Origin of the sequence: Micromonospora sp. WMMD975 (assembly GCF_029581215.1) — a bacterium.
In the GTDB taxonomy this organism is placed as follows: Bacteria; Actinomycetota; Actinomycetes; order Mycobacteriales; family Micromonosporaceae; genus Micromonospora.
On sequence record NZ_CP120739.1, the window covers coordinates 5,624,589 to 5,640,762 of the forward strand.

16 protein-coding genes are annotated in these 16,174 nt (G+C 73.8%); 4 read left to right on the plus strand and 12 right to left on the minus strand.

Annotated features, from left to right (window positions below; all coding sequences use genetic code 11):
• Positions 1 to 7: 7 nt before the first annotated feature.
• The 4 genes from O7613_RS24955 to O7613_RS24970 form a co-directional block, all read right to left on the minus strand.
• On the minus strand, positions 8 to 1,456 hold the full coding sequence (locus O7613_RS24955) for a HAMP domain-containing sensor histidine kinase (protein WP_282290288.1): 1,449 nt from the start codon (positions 1,454 to 1,456) through the stop codon (positions 8 to 10).
• Positions 1,449 to 2,135, minus strand: a complete 687-nt coding sequence (locus O7613_RS24960; protein WP_281585934.1) for a response regulator transcription factor — start codon at positions 2,133 to 2,135, stop codon at positions 1,449 to 1,451. The genes O7613_RS24955 and O7613_RS24960 overlap by 8 nt, the downstream gene beginning before the upstream one ends.
• A 69-nt stretch (positions 2,136 to 2,204) precedes the next feature.
• Positions 2,205 to 2,717 carry a hypothetical protein gene (locus O7613_RS24965; protein ID WP_281585933.1) on the minus strand — a complete coding sequence of 171 codons (513 nt, stop codon included), beginning with the start codon at positions 2,715 to 2,717 and terminating at the stop codon, positions 2,205 to 2,207.
• Between the two features lie 90 nt (positions 2,718 to 2,807).
• Complete coding sequence (locus tag O7613_RS24970; protein WP_282290290.1) at positions 2,808 to 3,980, minus strand: acetyl-CoA C-acyltransferase; 1,173 nt, start codon at positions 3,978 to 3,980, stop codon at positions 2,808 to 2,810.
• A 251-nt stretch (positions 3,981 to 4,231) separates the two neighbouring features.
• On the opposite strand from O7613_RS24970, the gene O7613_RS24975 reads away from it, so the two are divergent.
• The gene (locus O7613_RS24975) at positions 4,232 to 4,666 is read left to right on the plus strand and encodes a PH domain-containing protein (RefSeq protein ID WP_281585931.1); all 435 of its coding nucleotides are present in this window, start codon (positions 4,232 to 4,234) and stop codon (positions 4,664 to 4,666) included.
• A 270-nt stretch (positions 4,667 to 4,936) separates the two neighbouring features.
• Here O7613_RS24975 and O7613_RS24980 read toward each other — a convergent pair whose 3' ends face one another.
• A complete protein-coding gene (locus O7613_RS24980) occupies positions 4,937 to 5,878 on the minus strand; it encodes a rhomboid family intramembrane serine protease (protein ID WP_281585930.1) in 942 nt (313 codons plus the stop codon).
• A 25-nt stretch (positions 5,879 to 5,903) separates the two neighbouring features.
• On the minus strand, positions 5,904 to 6,434 hold the full coding sequence (locus tag O7613_RS24985; protein WP_281585929.1) for a peptidylprolyl isomerase: 531 nt from the start codon (positions 6,432 to 6,434) through the stop codon (positions 5,904 to 5,906).
• Positions 6,435 to 6,493: 59 nt separating this feature from the next.
• Between O7613_RS24985 and O7613_RS24990 the strand changes: the two genes are divergently transcribed.
• On the plus strand, positions 6,494 to 7,339 hold the full coding sequence (locus tag O7613_RS24990) for a hypothetical protein (protein WP_282290291.1): 846 nt from the start codon (positions 6,494 to 6,496) through the stop codon (positions 7,337 to 7,339).
• Between the two features lie 99 nt (positions 7,340 to 7,438).
• Here the strand turns inward: O7613_RS24990 and corA are convergent, their stop codons facing one another.
• A complete protein-coding gene (corA, locus tag O7613_RS24995; RefSeq protein WP_281585927.1) occupies positions 7,439 to 8,587 on the minus strand; it encodes a magnesium/cobalt transporter CorA in 1,149 nt (382 codons plus the stop codon).
• 292 nt (positions 8,588 to 8,879) lie between these two features.
• Complete coding sequence (locus tag O7613_RS25000; RefSeq protein WP_281585926.1) at positions 8,880 to 9,974, minus strand: PLP-dependent aminotransferase family protein; 1,095 nt, start codon at positions 9,972 to 9,974, stop codon at positions 8,880 to 8,882.
• A 195-nt stretch (positions 9,975 to 10,169) separates the two neighbouring features.
• Here O7613_RS25000 and O7613_RS25005 point away from each other — a divergent pair, with 195 nt between their 5' ends.
• Positions 10,170 to 11,048, plus strand: coding sequence for a 3'(2'),5'-bisphosphate nucleotidase CysQ (locus O7613_RS25005; RefSeq protein ID WP_281585925.1), 879 nt, complete (start codon positions 10,170 to 10,172; stop codon positions 11,046 to 11,048).
• A gap of 103 nt (positions 11,049 to 11,151) precedes the next feature.
• Positions 11,152 to 12,819: a hypothetical protein gene (locus O7613_RS25010; RefSeq protein ID WP_282290292.1), complete on the plus strand. Its 1,668-nt coding sequence runs from the start codon at positions 11,152 to 11,154 to the stop codon at positions 12,817 to 12,819.
• 79 nt (positions 12,820 to 12,898) lie between these two features.
• Here O7613_RS25010 and O7613_RS25015 read toward each other — a convergent pair whose 3' ends face one another.
• From O7613_RS25015 to O7613_RS25030, 4 genes are read right to left on the minus strand one after another with little or no spacing between them, the layout of a single operon-like run.
• Positions 12,899 to 13,813 (minus strand): glycosyltransferase family 2 protein, encoded by a 915-nt coding sequence (locus O7613_RS25015; RefSeq protein ID WP_281585923.1) that lies wholly within the window; start codon positions 13,811 to 13,813, stop codon positions 12,899 to 12,901.
• On the minus strand, positions 13,810 to 14,808 hold the full coding sequence (locus O7613_RS25020) for a sulfotransferase (protein ID WP_281585922.1): 999 nt from the start codon (positions 14,806 to 14,808) through the stop codon (positions 13,810 to 13,812). The genes O7613_RS25015 and O7613_RS25020 overlap by 4 nt, the downstream gene beginning before the upstream one ends.
• Positions 14,805 to 15,383 carry a glycosyltransferase gene (locus O7613_RS25025; RefSeq protein WP_281585921.1) on the minus strand — a complete coding sequence of 193 codons (579 nt, stop codon included), beginning with the start codon at positions 15,381 to 15,383 and terminating at the stop codon, positions 14,805 to 14,807. The genes O7613_RS25020 and O7613_RS25025 overlap by 4 nt, the downstream gene beginning before the upstream one ends.
• Positions 15,383 to 15,880: a UDP-N-acetylglucosamine--LPS N-acetylglucosamine transferase gene (locus tag O7613_RS25030; protein ID WP_281585920.1), complete on the minus strand. Its 498-nt coding sequence runs from the start codon at positions 15,878 to 15,880 to the stop codon at positions 15,383 to 15,385. Before O7613_RS25030 ends, O7613_RS25025 begins: the two co-directional genes overlap by 1 nt.
• Positions 15,881 to 16,174: the final 294 nt, after the last annotated feature.

Consider the following 16,174-nt stretch of genomic DNA (forward strand, 5'->3'; position numbering starts at 1 on the left):
CGCAGCGTCAGGCCGATGTTCGGGCCAGGTAAGGATCCGCGGGCAGCCGGACGGCGAAGGCCGCGCCGCCCTCCGGGGCGTGCCCGGCGGCGATGTCGCCGCCCAACCTGCGCACCAGCCCGGCGGCGAGCGCCAGCCCGAGCCCGCTGCCCACCTTGCGCACCCCCCGGTACCGCTGGTGCAGCGCGCCGCGTTCGAACGCCACCGCCAGGTCGTCGTCGGTGAAGCCGGGCCCGCCGTCGCGGACCTCCAGGACCCCGCCGGCCGCCGGGCTCCCGCCCGCCGGCCGGACCGCGAGCACCACGGGCGACCCCGGGGGTACGACGCGCAGCGCGTTCTCCAACAGCCCGTCCACCACCTGCCGGATCCGCCCCGGATCGGTGTACGCCGGCACCGGCGCGCCGGGCGTCTCCACCCGGAACGGCACCCCGACCGCCGCGCACCTGTCGAACCAGGTGCGCTCGGCGTCGGCGACGACCCGGGTCAGGTCCACCGGACCCGGTTCGAGCGGGAAGTCGGCGGCCTCCAGCCGGGCCAGCGCGAGCAGGTCGCTCACCAGCCGGTCCAGATGCTCGGCCTCGGCGAGCACGGTCCGGCCGGTCGCCGGGACCGCGTCCGCGCCGATGACACCGTCGGCGAGCGCCTCGGCGTAGCCGCGGATCGCGGTCAGCGGGGTCCGCAACTCGTGCGAGACGGAGAGCAGGAACTCCCGCTGCCGCCCCTCGCTCGTGGCGAGCGCGGCGGCCAGCCCGTTGAGCGCGTACGCCAGGTCGGCGACCTCGTCGGGCGGCTCGACCGGCACCCGGACCGCCCGGTCACCGGCGCGCAGCCGGGCGGCGGCGTCGGCCGCGACCCGGATCGGCCGGGCCAGCCGGCGGGCGAGCAGCAGCCCGGCGGCGGCCCCGGCGGCGAGGCCGGCCAGCAGCGGCAGCCACAGCCCGCGCAGCACCTGCCGCCAGGGGCCGGCGGTGACGGCCCGGGTGAGCACCACCCCGTCGCCGCCGGGCAGCGCCCGCGCCTCGACCAGCCGGCGTTCCCCGTCGACCAGCCGCCGGCCGGAGACGTTCCCGCCGGCGGCCACCCGAGCGACGAGCGGCGCGGGCAGCCCACTCCGGTCGACCTGGCCGCCCCGGAGCACGTACACCTCGATCTGCTGCTGGCGGAGCTGCCGGATGAGCCGGTCCCCGGCGCCGTCGCGCTGGCGCACCGCCCGGACCCGCAGCACGTCGGCGGCGAGCCGGGCCTGCGCGGCAAGCGCGGCCTGGTCCCGACGTTCCACGCCGCGCACCGCCAGCGGGACCGCGACCAGCGCGGTGACAAGCACCGACACCAGCGCGACCGCGCAGGTGACGAGCACCGCGCGGGCGGTCAGGGTGTGGCCGTACCAGCGGCGGGCCGGCGGCGCGGCGGGGCCGGGCCGGACGATCGGCAACGCCACCGTGTGCTGCTCACGCATCTGCCGCGTACCCGACGCCACGGTGGGTGCGGATCACGCTGACCGGGCCGAGCTTCGCCCGGACCTGCGCCACGTGCACGTCCACGGTCCGGGTGCCGCCGTGCGCCACGTAGCCCCAGACGGCGGCCAGCAGCTCCTCCCGGGTGAAGACCCGGCCGGGACGGGCCATCAGGTGGGCCAGGAGGTCGAACTCGGTGGAGGTGAGCTGCACCGGAACCCCGCCGGCGGTCACCGCCCGGCGGGCCGGGTCGAGCGTCACCGCGCCGAGCACCCGCGGCTGCTCGGGCGGCGTGCCGGCGCTGCGGCGCAGCACGGCCCGCACCCGGGCGACCAGCTCACGCGGGCTGAACGGCTTGGTGACGTAGTCGTCCGCGCCCAACTCCAGGCCGACCACGCGGTCCACCTCGTCGTCGCGCGCGGTGAGGAAGATGACGGGCGTCCAGTCACCCGCCGCGCGCAGCCGCCGGCAGATCTCGGTGCCGGCCAGGCCGGGCAGCGCGATGTCGAGCACGCAGGCCACCGGGCGCAGCCGCCGCGCGGCGGCCAGCCCGGCCGTGCCGTCCCGTTCCAGGTGTACGCCGAAGCCGTCCCGGGTCAGGTAGAGCCGGACCAGGTCGGCGATGGCGGGTTCGTCCTCGACCACGAGGACGAGCCCGCGCTGCGCGTCGGCGGCGGTCACCGGCCCATGATGACCGACCGGCCGCCCACCGGACCGTCAGGGACATGTTCGAATTCGGTAAGGAGAATGTCAGCGGGCCGGCGCCGGGCGGAACACGGCGGGCCGGTTGCCGGCCGGCGCGTCACCGATGGTGGCGACAAGTCGTTCCGCCGGAGTCCGCAGCCGGGTCCGGAAGGCGTGGTTGAGCAGCGCGTCGAGCTGCCACACCGCCCTGGGGTGGTGGGTGCGGATGAGAAACCGCTCGCGTACCCCGTCGATGGCGGTGGCCGCCAACTCCAGGCGGTGCGCCCGCGGGTCCGGACTCCACGTGACGTTGCTGAGTTCCCGCAGCTCGGTGTTGAGGTGCAGGCGCAGCCGGTGCAACACCCGGGTCTGCCGGGTCACCACCAGTCGGCGGTGGGTGAGGAGCATCAGGTATTCGCCGCCGACCGGATGCTCCGGGCGGCTGCACCGGGTGACCAGGATGGTGGCGTCGCCGGAGCCGACGCACCGGCGGAACACCGGCATGTGCCGGGTGGCGGTCTGGAGCGCCAGGCCGGTCTCGGCGGCGGCCGGAAGGAACGTACGCGAGAACACGTCCATACCGGTCCAACGAGCGGTTGACCTGGAGTGATATGGGTCACGCCCGACTTCTGGAACTTCCACCCGGGCCCGCGGGCGTCGGCTCCTCGCTCAGAGCAACTCGACGATCGTGGCGTTGGCCATGCCGCCACCCTCGCACATGGTCTGCAGGCCGTACCGGATGCCGTTGTCCCGCATGTGCTGGAGCATCGTCGTCATGATCCGCGCGCCGGACCCACCGAGCGGATGACCGAGCGCGATCGCCCCGCCACGCGGGTTGAGCCGCTCCGGGTCCGCCTCGGTCTCCGCCAGCCAGGCCAGCGGCACCGGGGCGAACGCCTCGTTCACCTCGTACACCCCGATCTCCTCGATGCCCAGCCCCGCGCGGCGCAGCGCCTTCGCGGTGGCCGGAATCGGGGCGGTGAGCATGGTGACCGGATCGTCGGCGGCGACCACGGCGGTATGCACCCGGGCCAGCGGGCGCAGGCCGTGCCGGCTGGCCCACTCGGCGGTGGTCACCGCGAGCGCGGCGGCGCCGTCGGAGATCTGCGACGCGGACCCGGCGGTCACCACCCCGTCGGCGCGGAACGGGGTGGCCAGCTCGCCGAGCTTCGCCAGCGACGTGTCCCGGCGGATGCCCTCGTCGGCGGCGAACTTGCCGCCGTCGGCGAGCGGCACCGGGACCAGCTCGGGGTCGAACGCGCCGGCGTCCTGCGCGGCGGCCGCCTTCTCGTGGCTGGCCAGCGCGAACTCGTCGAGCTGGGCGCGGGAGAAACGCCACCGCTGCGCGATCAGCTCGGCCCCGACACCCTGGTTGAACGGCAGCGCGGAGTCCTCCGCGACACCCTCCACCCCGCGGTAACGCTCCAGGATCGCGGCGCTGAACGGCATCCCGCCGGCCACGCTGGAACCCATCGGCACCCGCGTCATCGACTCGACACCGCCGGCCACCACCAGGTCGGCCTGCCCGGAGAGGACGGTCGCCGCGGCGAAGTGCAGCGCCTGCTGACTCGACCCGCACTGACGGTCGACCGTGGTGCCGGGAACCGACTCCGGCCAGCCGGCAGCCAGCACCGCGTTGCGGGCCACGTTCCACGACTGCTCGCCGACCTGCGACACGCAGCCCCACAACACGTCGTCGACCTGACCGGGGTCGATGCCGGTGCGCTCGGCCAGCGCGCGCAGCACGTGCGCCGACAGGTCGACCGGATGCACGCCGACGAGGCTGCCCTTGCGCCGCCCGACCGGGGTCCGCACCGCGCCGACGATGACCGCGTCACTCATGTCTACTCCCGGGTAACCTCGCTTGCTCCGATCCTACGTGCTGACCGACCGGTCGTCCTCCCCGCGCACCGGCGGTCACGACCGGCCTGACCGGCCATCGCCCCGCCGGGCGGCGGTCACGACTGGACCTGGCCGGTCTCCTCCCCGAGCCCCGGCGGTCACGACTGGGCCGGCCAGCCACTCTCCCGCGCCCGTCGCGGCCGGGCCGACCGTTCCCACGCCCCGGCGGTCGCGGCTGGCATGCTGGGTGGATGGATCCACAGCCGTCACCGGCCCGGCAGTGGCGGGTGCCGCGGGCGCTTCCGCTGGTCAAGGCGCTCGGTGCGCTCGCCCTGGCCGCCCTGGGCCTCCTCCTGGCCGACGGCGATCCGGTCCGGCCGGCGCTGGCCGGGGCGGTCGCCGTCGGCCTGCTCGCCTGGGCGCTGCGCGACATCATCGCGCCGGTCCGGCTCGCCGTCGACCCGGACGGGCTCACCGTGATCCGCGGATACGCCGGCCGACGCCGGTTGCCATGGGCCGAGGTGGAGTCGATCCGGCTGGACCGGCGCAGCCGTCGTGGGGTGACCGCCGAGACGCTCGAGATCGACGCGGGCGAGTCGTTGCACCTGTTCGGCCGCCGGGACCTGGACGCGCCGCTGGACGAGGTCGCCGCCGACCTCACCGCCGCCCGTCCCGCCGCGCACTGACCTCCATCGCCCGACTCCCGCCGCGCACTGCTCCCGCCGCGCCGCGCCGCACCGGACCGCGCCGCGCTGTTCCGCCCGCCCGCCCTTCCGGAAGCCAAGCGGCGATCATGAGGTTGACGGCAGTGTTGATCTCTCTCGCTGCCGCCAACTTCATGATCACTCCCGTGTCCGGCCCTCGGGCCCGCGCCGGCGGTGACCGGGGCGTCGGGATGGCGCCACTTCGGCGAAGTGGTGTCGATCAAGCAACCCGGACCGTCCCGGGCGTGGGGATCAGCCGGTGAGCGCGGCCGTGCGGACCAGGGCCAGGCCGATCAGGGCGACGAGCACGATCGCGCCCCCCGCGGCCTGGAACGCGGTCCGGCGCGACCGTGGGGCGTACGCCAGGACCAGCGCCACCACCGCGCCGACCACCAGCCCGCCCAGGTGCCCGGCCACCGAGATGCTCGGCACGGTGAATGTGAAGATCAGGTTGATCACCAGGATCGGCACGATCGCCGAGGTGTCCCGGCCCATCCGGCGCATGATCACGAAGATCGCGGCGAACAGGCCGAAGATGGCTGTCGACGCGCCGGCCGTGAACCGGTTCGGCTCGGTGAAGACGTAGGCCGCCACGTTGCCGCCGATCCCGGCGAGCAGATAGAGCGCCAGGAAGCGCAGCGGCCCGAGCACCGCCTCAAGCGTCCGGCCGAGCACCCAGAGCGCCCACATGTTCAACAGCAGGTGCAGCACGCCGTAGTGCAGGAACATGGCGGTGACCAGTCGATACCACTGGCCGTCGGCCACGCCGCCGACGCTGCCGTCGGGGAAGCGTGCCAAGCCGAGCACCGCGCCCCACTCGGTCAACGGCGTCCCGCCGCCCATCAGGCCGCCGAGGCCGCCGCCGGCGATCGCGTTCCCGCTCCGGGCGGAGATGACGGAGAACACCATCACCAGCACGTTCAGCCCGATCAGGGCCTTGGTGACGTAGCCCTCGCGGCCGGCGGCACCGCCACCGAAGGCGGTACGCGCCGGCCGCACGCTGCGGCGTCCCTCGGCGACGCACTCCGGGCACTGGTGGCCGACGGAGGCGTCGCGCATGCACTCGGTGCAGATCGGCCGATCGCAGCGGGTGCACCGGAGGTAGGTCTCCCGGTCGGGATGCCGGTAGCAGACCGGGGTGGTCGGCACCGGCCCCTCGGTGGCGTCGCCTGCCGGCCCGGAGCGCTCAGTCATGCGAGCAAAGGTACCCGCGCGACGCTCAGGACTGCTGCCGCTCGATCTCGACCCGCTCGATCACCACGTCCTGGAGCGGCCGGTCGCTCGGGCCGGTCGGGGTGTTCGCAATCGAGTCGACGACCTTCACCGACTGCTCGTCGGCCACCTGACCGAAGATGGTGTGCCTGTTGTTCAGGTGTGGCGTCGGCGACACGGTGATGAAGAACTGCGAGCCGTTCGTGCCCGGCCCGGCGTTCGCCATGGCCAGCAGGTACGGCCGGTCGAAGCGCAGCTCCGGGTGGAACTCGTCGGCGAACTTGTAACCCGGGCCACCGCGACCGGTGCCGGTCGGGTCGCCCATCTGGACCATGAATCCGCTGATCACGCGGTGCGAGATGGTGCCGTCGAAGTAGGGCCCGCTACCCGGCTGGCCGGTACGGGGGTCGATGTATTCACGGTTACCCTCGGCCAGTTCCACGAAGTTGCGGACGGTCTTCGGCGCGTGGTTCGGGAAGAGCTCCAGCCGGATCGGGCCGGCGTTGGTGTGCAGGGTGGCGTAGACAGCCTCGGCCACGGGTACTCCTCACTCGTTGGTCAGTTCCTTGCGGATCCTCCCATGTGCCCGATCTGGCCATGCGGAGGCATCCGAAGGTGGAGGATGACGAAGGACAACTCCCAGGAGGTGGGACCGTGTTTCGAATCGGGCGGCGCAAGACCCAGGGCCAGCTCGCCAAGGCCGAGTTGAACCAGGGCATCGATCACCTGAGGCAGGCCGCCTCGTACGCGGCGAAGGGTGCCGGTGCCACGGTCGGCCCGCGGGTCCAGGCAGCCCGGGTCGCCGTCGCACCTACCGCGGTCATGGTCCGGGACCGGGCGTCCAGTGGCGTCGCGTCGAGCGCCGCCGCGCTCGCCCCGGTGCTCGTGGCCGTGCGCCAGGCGCGGACGGAGGCCGCGGGCAAGGCGCTCTCCGGTCGCAAGGCGGCGGCGGCGAAGCAGGCCGCGATGACGAAGAAGGCGAAGAACATGAAGCCCGGAAAGAAGAAGCAGCGCAGGTCGCGGGGCATGACCACCGGCCTGCTGATCGCCGGCGCCGTCGCCGGCCTGGCCGCGGCGATGGCCATGCGTCGCCGCCGCGAGCAGCAGGAGTGGGCCGAGTACGACCCGACCGGCACGCTGGGCGCGACCGGCCAGGGCGCGCTGGAGCCGATGCGGGAGGACGTGGACACGATCGTGGTGGAGACCCCGGAGCCGACCGCGAAGGTGACCCAGGCCGGTCCGGCCGGGGCCGGCAGCTCGGCCGTGGCCGACGGCAGCAGCTCGTCGACCACGCCGCCGGCCGGTGACCCGGTGATCCACCCGAACAGCGAGGTCCCCTCGGTCGCCGAGGGCGCCCGGGACGTCACCGGCCGCCCGGCCGACGACGTCACCAAGGCCGCGCAGAACGGCCGGAGCGCCGCGAAGGCCAGCGGTCGCCGCTGAGTCGGCACCGGCCGTCGGAGCAGCGCCGGCACGCGGGTACGCCCCGCGTGACCGGCGCTTCCGCGCCCCCGGCCGGTCGGCTCCCGGCCGGGCTCGCGGTCAGAGCCAGCCGTTGCGGCGGAACCAGCGGTAGAGCACGAACGAGAGGGTCAGGTTCACGGCCCAGATGCCCGGATAGCCGTACGTCCATTTCAGCTCCGGCATGTTGTCGAAGTTCATGCCGTAGATGCCGGCGATCGCGGTCCACACCGCGCCGATCGCGGCCCAGGCGGCGATCTTGCGCATGTCGTTGTTCTGGTCGACGGTGACCTGGGCCAGCCGGGCCTGGAGAATCGAGTTGAGCAGGTCGTCGTAGGAGTTCACCTGCTCGACCGAGCGACTGAGGTGGTCCTGCACGTCCCGGAAGTAGCGCCGCACCTCGTGGGGCACCGCACGGTTGGCCTGGGAGGTGAGGGTGATCAGCGGTCGCTGCAACGGCACCACCGCGCGCTTGAACTCGACCAGTTCGCGCTTCATCTGGTAGATCCGTTGGATCCGGCCGCTGCTCTGCCGGTCGAAGACGTCCGCCTCCAGCACGTCGAGGTCGTCCTCCAGCCGGTCGGCGACCTCCAGGTAGAGGTCGACCACCCGGTCGGTGATCGCGTACGCGACGGCCCACGGCCCGTGCCGCAGCAGGTCCCGCTTCTCCTCCAGGTCGGCGCGGACCGGCGACAGCCGGCAGGCGTCCCCGTGCCGCACGCTGATCACGAAGTTCGGCCCGATGAAGAGCATCACCTGGCCGGTCTCCACCACCTCGGAGTTCTCCGTCAGCTCGGTGTGCTCGCAGTAGCGGGCGGTGCGTACCGCCAGGAAGGCGATCTCGCCGAAGTGTTCCAGCTTGGGGCGTTGCTCGGCCTTGACCGCGTCCTCCACGGCCAGCTCGTGCAGGCCGAACGTGGCGGCGATCTCGGTCATCTCGGCCAGGTCGGGTTCGTGCAGGCCGAGCCAGACGAACCCGTCCCGCTCCCGGCGGGCGGCGGCCAGGGCCTCGGCGTACTGCGGGCGGCCGGGTCGACGTTCGCCGTCGACGTAGAGCCCGCAGTCGACGATCCCGCTGCGGCCGGGGCGGGCCGGCTGCGGTGTGCGGGGGGACCCGTCGGCGTTGAGGATGCGGGACATGGCGCGTACCGGCGCGGCCCAGGCGCGTGGCCTGGGTGGTCGGTCGCCGTTCTGCCCGGCGCTGCGGTCGCGTGCCACCCGGTCCGTCATCTCTCGCCTCCTCCCCACGAAGCTGCGGCTTGCAGGCTACGCCGGTCGGAGTGAGCGCCGGGCGGGCCGGCCGCGTCAGGGGGGTGAGGGGCGACGCGGCCCACCCGGCACCCCTTGGGGGCGGGAGTGATGCTCGGCACGCCGCCGGCCCGGCCGGGCGGCTCGGGCCTTCCGGTGTGCGGGCCGAACACCGGAAAGGTGAGCGACGCTCGCAGCATTGTGGGCCGCAGGCCGGCCGGGCGGGAGACCCGGGCCGGCCCGCAGGGCCTTTCTGTCGGAAACCCGACAGAAATCAGCCTCGGACGGCCGCCATCGCCTCGGCGAGCCGCCGGACACCCTCGTCGATCCGGTCCGCCGTCACCGCGGAGTACGCCAACCGCAGCGCGTGCCGGCCACCGTCGACCATGAAGTCGCTGCCCTTCACCACCGCGACGCCCCGCTCGGCGGCGGCCGGCGCCAGCCGGTCCACCTCGACGTCCGCCGGCAACTCGATCCAGAGGAAGTAGCCGCCGTCCGGCTCGACGAACCGGGCCTCGGGGATGTGCCGGCGCAGCGACTCGGCAAGCACCCCGGCGCGCTCGCCCAACGCCGTGCGGACCGTGTGGATCGACCGCTCGATCGCCCCGGAGACGCAGAACTGGTGCACGATCGACTGCGCCACCATGCCCGGCGAGATGTAGAGGTTGGTGGCGCGCTTGGCGATCGCCGCGATCAGCTCCGCCGGGCCGACCAGGTAGCCGACCCGGACCCCCGGGCAGACCGTCTTGGTGAAGCTGGAGGCGTGTACCACCACACCCCGGCTGTCCATCGACAGCATCGAGGGCAGCGGTTCGCCCCGGAACCGGATGTCCGCGTACGGGTCGTCCTCGAAGATCGTGAACTCGTGTTCCGCGGCCAGGTCCAGCAGCTCACGGCGCTTCTCCAGGGAGAGCGTCACGCCGGCCGGGTTCTGGTAGTTCGGGATCACGTGGGCCAGCCGCGGCCGTACCCCGGACTCCAGCAGCTTGCGCAGCTCGGCGGTGTCCAGGCCGTCCGGCTGGATGGTCACGCCGTGCACCTCGCCGCCCATCTGCTGGAGGTTGAGCAACGTGCGGTCGTACGTCGGGCGCTCGACGACCACCGCGTCGCCGCGCCGGACCAGGTGGTCGAAGAGGAACGCGTCGGCCTGCAGCGAGCCGTTCGTGACGAGCACCTGATCGGCCTCGACGCCGTGCTTCTCGGCGATCCACTTCCGCAGGGGCGGGTAACCGACGGACGTGCCGTACGCGGTGACCCCGGCGGGATCGGCGTCGAAGGCGCGGACGGCGGCGGCCTTGAGCCCTTCGACATCGACGATGTCCAGCGAGGGGGCCCCACGGGCAAAGGAGATCAGCTGCTCGGCGGTCATGCGCAGAGCCTAGGGCCTGGCCCGGCGGCTCCGACCGCGATACACGCGAAGTTCAACATGCGGGCGGTCATCGGCGTAGACCAGGGTCGACGGGGAAACGAAGCCGACTCGCGAGCTGTCTACGATCCGACCGGACGCTGGCGTCGGTGACACCGCCGCCGCAGGATGACGGGTCGGCAGACCCGCGAGACAGGGATGGGGCTCGTGACCGAGGACGAGACGGGACGACTCGACGACCAACGGTTCGCGCAGTGGCTGGCCGCCGAGGCCGGGGTGGCGCTCACCGCGCTACGGGACCGGCAGGGCTTCGCCGACCCGAAAGCGCTCAAGGATGCCGGTGACCGCGCGTCGCACGAGCTGATGACCGCGGCGCTGGCCCGCTGGCGGCCGGCGGACGCGGTCCTCTCCGAGGAGGAGGCCGACGCGCGCCGGGCCTGGGCGGACGGGGAGCGCGCCCCCCGGCACGAGGCGGACCGGGTCTGGATCATCGACCCGCTGGACGGCACCCGCGAGTTCTCCGAGGCCGGGCGGGACGACTGGGCGGTGCACGTGGCGCTCTGGCAGCGCTCCGCCGCGCCGGACGGCGCGCTTGTCGCCGGGGCGGTCGGCATGCCGGCGCGGACCACGGTGGACGGTACGCCGGTGGTCCTCGGCACCACCTGCCCGACGCCGAAGGCGACCGAGGGGCCGATCCGGATCGCGGTGAGCCGCAGCCGGCCCCCGGCGTTCGTGGGCGAGCTGGTCGAGATGCTCGGCGCCCGGGCCGTACCGATGGGTTCGGCCGGGGTCAAGGTCTGCGCGGTGGTGACCGGCGAGGTCGACGCGTACGTCCACGCGGGCGGACAGTACGAGTGGGACAGTGCCGCGCCGGTGGCGGTGGCACTGGGCGCGGGCATGCACGCGTCCCGGATCGACGGGTCGCCGCTGCGCTACAACCGCGCCGACCCGCGCCTGCCCGATCTGCTGGTCTGCCGCCCCGAGTTGGCCGATCGACTGCTCGACGCGATCGCCCGGACCGGGGTCGAGATGCCCGCTTCGGCCGTCACCGGTGACCGGGGTGAGGCGTTCGGCTGAGAGTGACGGTACGTACGGCCGGGGTGATGCGGGTTATCGTCGGACGGGAATGCGCGTCCGACCTGAGCCCGACCACCCGGGCCGCCGACAGCCAGGGAGGGCCATGCCGGCCGACCGAGACCCGCACACTGCCTTCGGGCAGCCGACCGGCCTGTGGCCGGGGCAGGACATTTCGCGCCAGTCGGGCAGCCCCGCGCTGCCCTGGCCCGAGGCCGAGGCTCCGCCAGCGGCCCGCGCCGAGTTCCGCGGTGACCTGCCCTGGCCTGACCGGGAGCTGCCCGACCACAACCACCCGGAGCCGCTCTGGTCGGGCCCCGACCAGGGCTGGCCGGGGCCCGACCGGGGCGGCGCCGACTGGGCGCCGGACGGCCCGGGGTCCGCGGCCGGCTGGGGCCCGCCGGTCGGGCCGGCATCCCACGACGGCACCGCCTGGACCGGACCGGCCGACAGCGCCACCTGGGCCGGACCGACCGATCGCACCGGCTGGACCGGCCCCACCGACGGCGCCACCTGGGCCGGACCTGCTGACAGCACCGGCTGGACCGGACCGGCCGACAGCGCCGCCTGGGGCCAGGGAGCGACGGCGACCGCCACGCTCACCGGGCCGCCGCTGGCGGACGCTCCGGCCGAGCCGCGGTCGGCGGGTGGTGGCCCCGGCCGACCGCCGCACCCGCCGGTCACCCCGGGTCCGCCGCCCGGTGGCTCCCGGCCGCGTTGGCGAATGATGGTCGCGGCGGCCGTGACGCTGGCCGTGGCGAGCGGCGGGGTCGCGGTGGCCGCGCTGCGGCCCGATGCGACGAACCCGCAGGCCGGCGAGGTGCCGGCCGCGGGTCAGCCGAAGCCGTCAGCCGGCCTCGGCGCCCCGGCCAAGCCCGGGTCCGCACCCCCGAGCGCCGCACAGGGCCTCGGCGGCAAGCCCGACGCGAAGGCGTCGGCGTCCGCCGCCCCGGGCGTCGGCAGGGGCTTCGGCGGTACGCGGCTGACGCTGCCCGGCGCGTCGATCGGCGTGCAGAACGGGGAGAGCTTCGGGCAGGCGCTCAGCCGTTCCGACCGGACCTTCGGCAAGCTCCAGATGGCCCGGATCTTCTACCCCGGCCTGCCGCCGGCCTGGTCGGGCAGCCGCTCCGACGTGGTGGACCGCACCGTGGTGGTGTCGTTCAAGGCCGCACCCCAGGAGATCAACTCCGGCAAGCACGACTCCCGCCTGGCCTCCTGGTTCGCCTCGATCCCGCGCGACCACAACGTGTACTGGTCCTACTTCCACGAGCCGGAGGACGACGTCGAGCGCGGCGCGTTCACGCCGGACGCGTACCGCACGGCGTGGAAGCGGGTCGCCGGTCTCGCCGCCCGGGCGAACAACCCGAAGCTGATCAACACGCTGATCCTGATGTGTTGGACGCTCGACCCGAAGTCCAAGCGCAGCTTCGACTCGTACTACCCCGGTGGCGACGTGATCGAGACGCTCGGTTGGGACTGCTACAACTGGGGCAAGAAGTGGAATCGGTACGCCCCGCCGCAGGAGATCTACGGCGCGATGATCAGCAAGTCCAAGGCGCTTGGCAAGCCGTGGGGTGTCGCGGAGACCGGCAGCGACCTGGTGCCCGGTGACTCGGGCACCGGGCGGGCCACCTGGATCCGCTCCATGACCGGCTATCTCAACGGCCAGCGGCCGGAGTTCGTGGCGTACTACAACCAGACCGTCAGTCAGGGTGACTTCCGGCTGCTCGACCAACCGAGCATCCAGGCGTGGAAGGCGTTCTGCGTGGCCTGAGCCGGGCCGACGAAACCGCACGACGGGCGGGCGACCTCGGTCGCCCGCCCGTCGTCGTCACCGCTCGGACAGCCGGCGCTCAGATGCCCCGGCCGCGCTTGTGCAGCGTGCGCAGCACCCGGTCGGCCTGCACCGCCCGACTCGCCACGGCCAGCGCCAGGTAGGCGCGTGGCTCCTTCGGATTGCGCGCCAGCGTGCGCCGGGCCCAGCGGACCGCGTCCCGCCGGTTGCCCATGGCCGCCTGCGCGAAGGCGATCTGGCCGGCCACCCGCGCCTCGCCGTGCGGGACGGTGGCGAATTCGGGATAGCGGCGCAGCAGCCACTGCAACGCCGTCGAGATCGTCTCCCAGCGCTGCGCGAAGTAGGACCGCTTGTGCCAGCGGACCAGCACGTACGGACTCTCCACGTTGACCAGCGGGGCGTACCGGGCGGCCCGGAGCAGGAACTCGTAGTCCTCCGCGTAGCTGCCCGGGATCTGCTCGTCGACCAGGCCGATCGCGTCGACGAGCGCGGCCCGGCGGATCAGGAAGGTGGACGGGTGCAGCTCGGTGAGCCGGTCCCGCAGCAGCGCCTCCAGCGTGATCCGGGCCCGGTCCAGCGAGCGGTCCACCGTGCGGTCGTCGTAGCTGACCCGGATGCCACAGCTCACCAGCGCGCCGTCCGGGTGGGCGTCGAGCGCGCCGAACTGGGCGGCCAGCTTGCCCGGCAGCCACTCGTCGTCGTCGTCGCAGAACGCCACCCAGTCGCCGGTGGCCGCCTCGATGCCGGTGTTGCGCGCCCCCGCCAGGCCGGCGGTGTGGGTGTTGGTGATGACCCGGATCCGCCGGTCGCCCCGATCCGTCTCCAACGACCGGTCCGGCTCGGACTGGTCGTAGACCACGATCGCCTCGATCAGGCCGGGGTGCGCCTGGCTGAGGATGGCGTCAAGCGCCGCACGCAGCAGCTCCGGACGGTCCCGCGTCGGTACGACCACCGAGATGCTCGGCCCACTCATGATCTCTCCACGGAATCGTCGGAACCCCGCTGGCCCAGGTAGCCGTAGCGGACTCGGAGGGGCAGCGTGGCCAGGCTGACCACGGCCCGGCTGCGGCGCGGCAGGCGGTCCCGCCACGCCTCGTCCCGCCGTACCGTCAGCGGACCGCCGCTGAACCGCAGCGGGTTGCCCGCGACGCTGTGCGCCCGGAACGGTGCGGCCGGCTCGGCGGCGGTGTCCACCGGGCCGCCGGCCAGGATGCGCAGCGCCGCCGGGTCGTCCGGCAGGCCGGTGAACTCGCGCAGCCGGCGTACGGTGCCGGCCGGGTCGGCGGTGAAGTCCTCGTAGCGCAGCCGCAGCACCTTCGCGCGCGCGGCGAGCAGGTGGAACGCGGCGTTCTGCGCGGTCCACAGCTTGCTCACCTCGAACGGGGAGAAGGTCGGCATGAAGTCCTCGCCGTCCACCACCTCGGGCCGGCGCACCTGCTTGCCCCAGGAGTACGCGACCGCCCGGCTGTCCCGGACCAGGTGCAGCACCCGCAGGTCGAGCCCGTCGGCCCAGCTCAGCGCGAACGCGAGCGAGGCGTGCTTGCTGGAGTCGACCACCACCCGCGCCCCGGTCACCGCGAGCGCGGCGCGGTAGATCCGGGTGTAGAGGTCGCCGTAGCGGCGGACGTCGGCGAGTTGCTCCGGGGCGAGCGTGTTCTTCGCCAGCCGGGGGATGTGCCGGGTCCGGTCGACCCGGTCCTTGAGCGCCAGCACGTCGTCCCGGTCGACCGCGGACCAGCCGCCGAAGGCCTGCTCGCCGACCTCGTGCCAGAACGGGCAGGCGGTGAACCGTTCGCCGCAGCCGCACCGCTCGTCGGCGCCGAGCGCCCGTTCCCAGAGGTGCACCACCTCACCGACCGCGCACACGTCGGGGCTCTGTGCGAGCAGCAGCTCCAGCAGGGTGGACCCGCTGCGGCCGAGACCGCCGACGAACAGGACGCGCGGTTGCTCCGGCGCGGGGGCGCTCATCCGCGCCGCCCGCCGGCCCGCTGGCGGACCCGGCGGGCCACCAGGTCGTCGATCACGGCGCCGACCCGGGCGACCGCCTCGGCCCGCGGGTCGGGGCGTCCCGGGTCGGCGGCCAGGACGAACCGGCCCGGATCGGCCAGCCCTTCGTCGAGGGCGGCGAGCAGCTCGGTCTCCGACTCGCAGAGCCGGACCATGCCGGCCGCGCCCAGCCGCCGGGAGAACAGTTGCTGGTGGTTGTCGACGTGCTCGTCGTGGGCCGGGTCGCGGGGCACCACGATGGGCAGGTGGCCGGTGCGCCGGGCCTCGGTGATGGTGGCCGGGCCGCCGTGGCTGACCACGAGCGTGGACTCGGCCATCGCGCGTTGCAGCTCCTCGTGACCGAGGAAGGGGGTCGCCTCGGGCAGGGCCGGCGTGCGGCTGTGCCCGTACTGGAGGACCAGCCGGACCTCGGGCCGGGCGGCGTGCCAGCGCTCCAGCCAGCCCACCAGGCGGTCGAAGCGGTGCACGTCGGTGCCGACCACGACAAGCACGTAGGGCGCGGACCGTCGGTCCCGCTGCTGCGGAATGTGCGCCATCAGAGGAGGTTCCCCACGACGGTCGCCTCCGGGTACATCCGGCGCTGCTCCTCCCACTGCACGAGCATCGCGCTGAGGAAGGGCCGGCAGAGCCGGGCGGTGAGCGTCGCGCTGTCGATCCGGTCGTACACCTCGATGTAGATCGTCGGGATCCGGCGCAGCCGGGCCGCCACCACGAACGGCAGGGCGACTCCGGCCCCGGTGGTGACCACCGCGTCCACCCGACGGCGGCGGATCACCTGCAGCGCGAGGAACGCGTTGCGGACCAGGTTCTTGACGTTGCGGGTGGTGGGGTGGTGGGCCCAGACCACCTCCTCGCCGTCGAGCAGCGACCGGGCGTCCGGCGTGTCGAACGTGACCCACGCCCGGCGCCGGTCCCGGTACCAGGGCTCCAGGGCCAGGAGCTGGGCCAGATGCCCGCCACTGGATCCGACCAGCAGGACCTGTCCCGAGCCTTCGGTTGACCCGCTCACCACAACGTTTCCTCCCGTACGCATGCGACCGCGTCCGGATTTACGTGAATGCCCCTCGGACGCGCCATGACAACCTACTGGCGCGCCCATGGACAACTGAAGGGCCTGTTGGACGGATCCCGGCCACCGGTCGGGTCGCCGCGGGAATCCCGTCGCCGGGATCCGCTCGGCGGTGCGACTCGGCAGGTCAGCACGGGTGGCACCGCCGGGCCGGGCCGGGCCGACCGCGCCGCGACGGATGTGTCAGGATTCCGTCACCGCTCCGCACGCGAGCCGGCGGCGACGTCGACTACCGGGGGCAGGTCGGGCCCACCGCCG

Coding starts and splice junctions, on each gene's coding strand:
- O7613_RS24975 (WP_281585931.1), top strand. CDS start 4,232: ATGGATCCACAGCCGTCACCGGCCCGGCAGTGGCGGGTGCCGCGGGCG.
- O7613_RS24965 (WP_281585933.1), bottom strand. CDS start 2,717: ATGGACGTGTTCTCGCGTACGTTCCTTCCGGCCGCCGCCGAGACCGGC.
- O7613_RS25030 (WP_281585920.1), bottom strand. CDS start 15,880: ATGCGTACGGGAGGAAACGTTGTGGTGAGCGGGTCAACCGAAGGCTCG.
- O7613_RS25010 (WP_282290292.1), top strand. CDS start 11,152: ATGCCGGCCGACCGAGACCCGCACACTGCCTTCGGGCAGCCGACCGGC.
- O7613_RS25025 (WP_281585921.1), bottom strand. CDS start 15,383: ATGGCGCACATTCCGCAGCAGCGGGACCGACGGTCCGCGCCCTACGTG.
- corA (WP_281585927.1), bottom strand. CDS start 8,587: ATGACGGACCGGGTGGCACGCGACCGCAGCGCCGGGCAGAACGGCGAC.
- O7613_RS24955 (WP_282290288.1), bottom strand. CDS start 1,456: ATGCGTGAGCAGCACACGGTGGCGTTGCCGATCGTCCGGCCCGGCCCC.
- O7613_RS25000 (WP_281585926.1), bottom strand. CDS start 9,974: ATGACCGCCGAGCAGCTGATCTCCTTTGCCCGTGGGGCCCCCTCGCTG.
- O7613_RS25015 (WP_281585923.1), bottom strand. CDS start 13,813: ATGAGTGGGCCGAGCATCTCGGTGGTCGTACCGACGCGGGACCGTCCG.
- O7613_RS24980 (WP_281585930.1), bottom strand. CDS start 5,878: ATGACTGAGCGCTCCGGGCCGGCAGGCGACGCCACCGAGGGGCCGGTG.
- O7613_RS25020 (WP_281585922.1), bottom strand. CDS start 14,808: ATGAGCGCCCCCGCGCCGGAGCAACCGCGCGTCCTGTTCGTCGGCGGT.
- O7613_RS24990 (WP_282290291.1), top strand. CDS start 6,494: ATGCGGAGGCATCCGAAGGTGGAGGATGACGAAGGACAACTCCCAGGA.
- O7613_RS25005 (WP_281585925.1), top strand. CDS start 10,170: ATGGGGCTCGTGACCGAGGACGAGACGGGACGACTCGACGACCAACGG.
- O7613_RS24970 (WP_282290290.1), bottom strand. CDS start 3,980: ATGAGTGACGCGGTCATCGTCGGCGCGGTGCGGACCCCGGTCGGGCGG.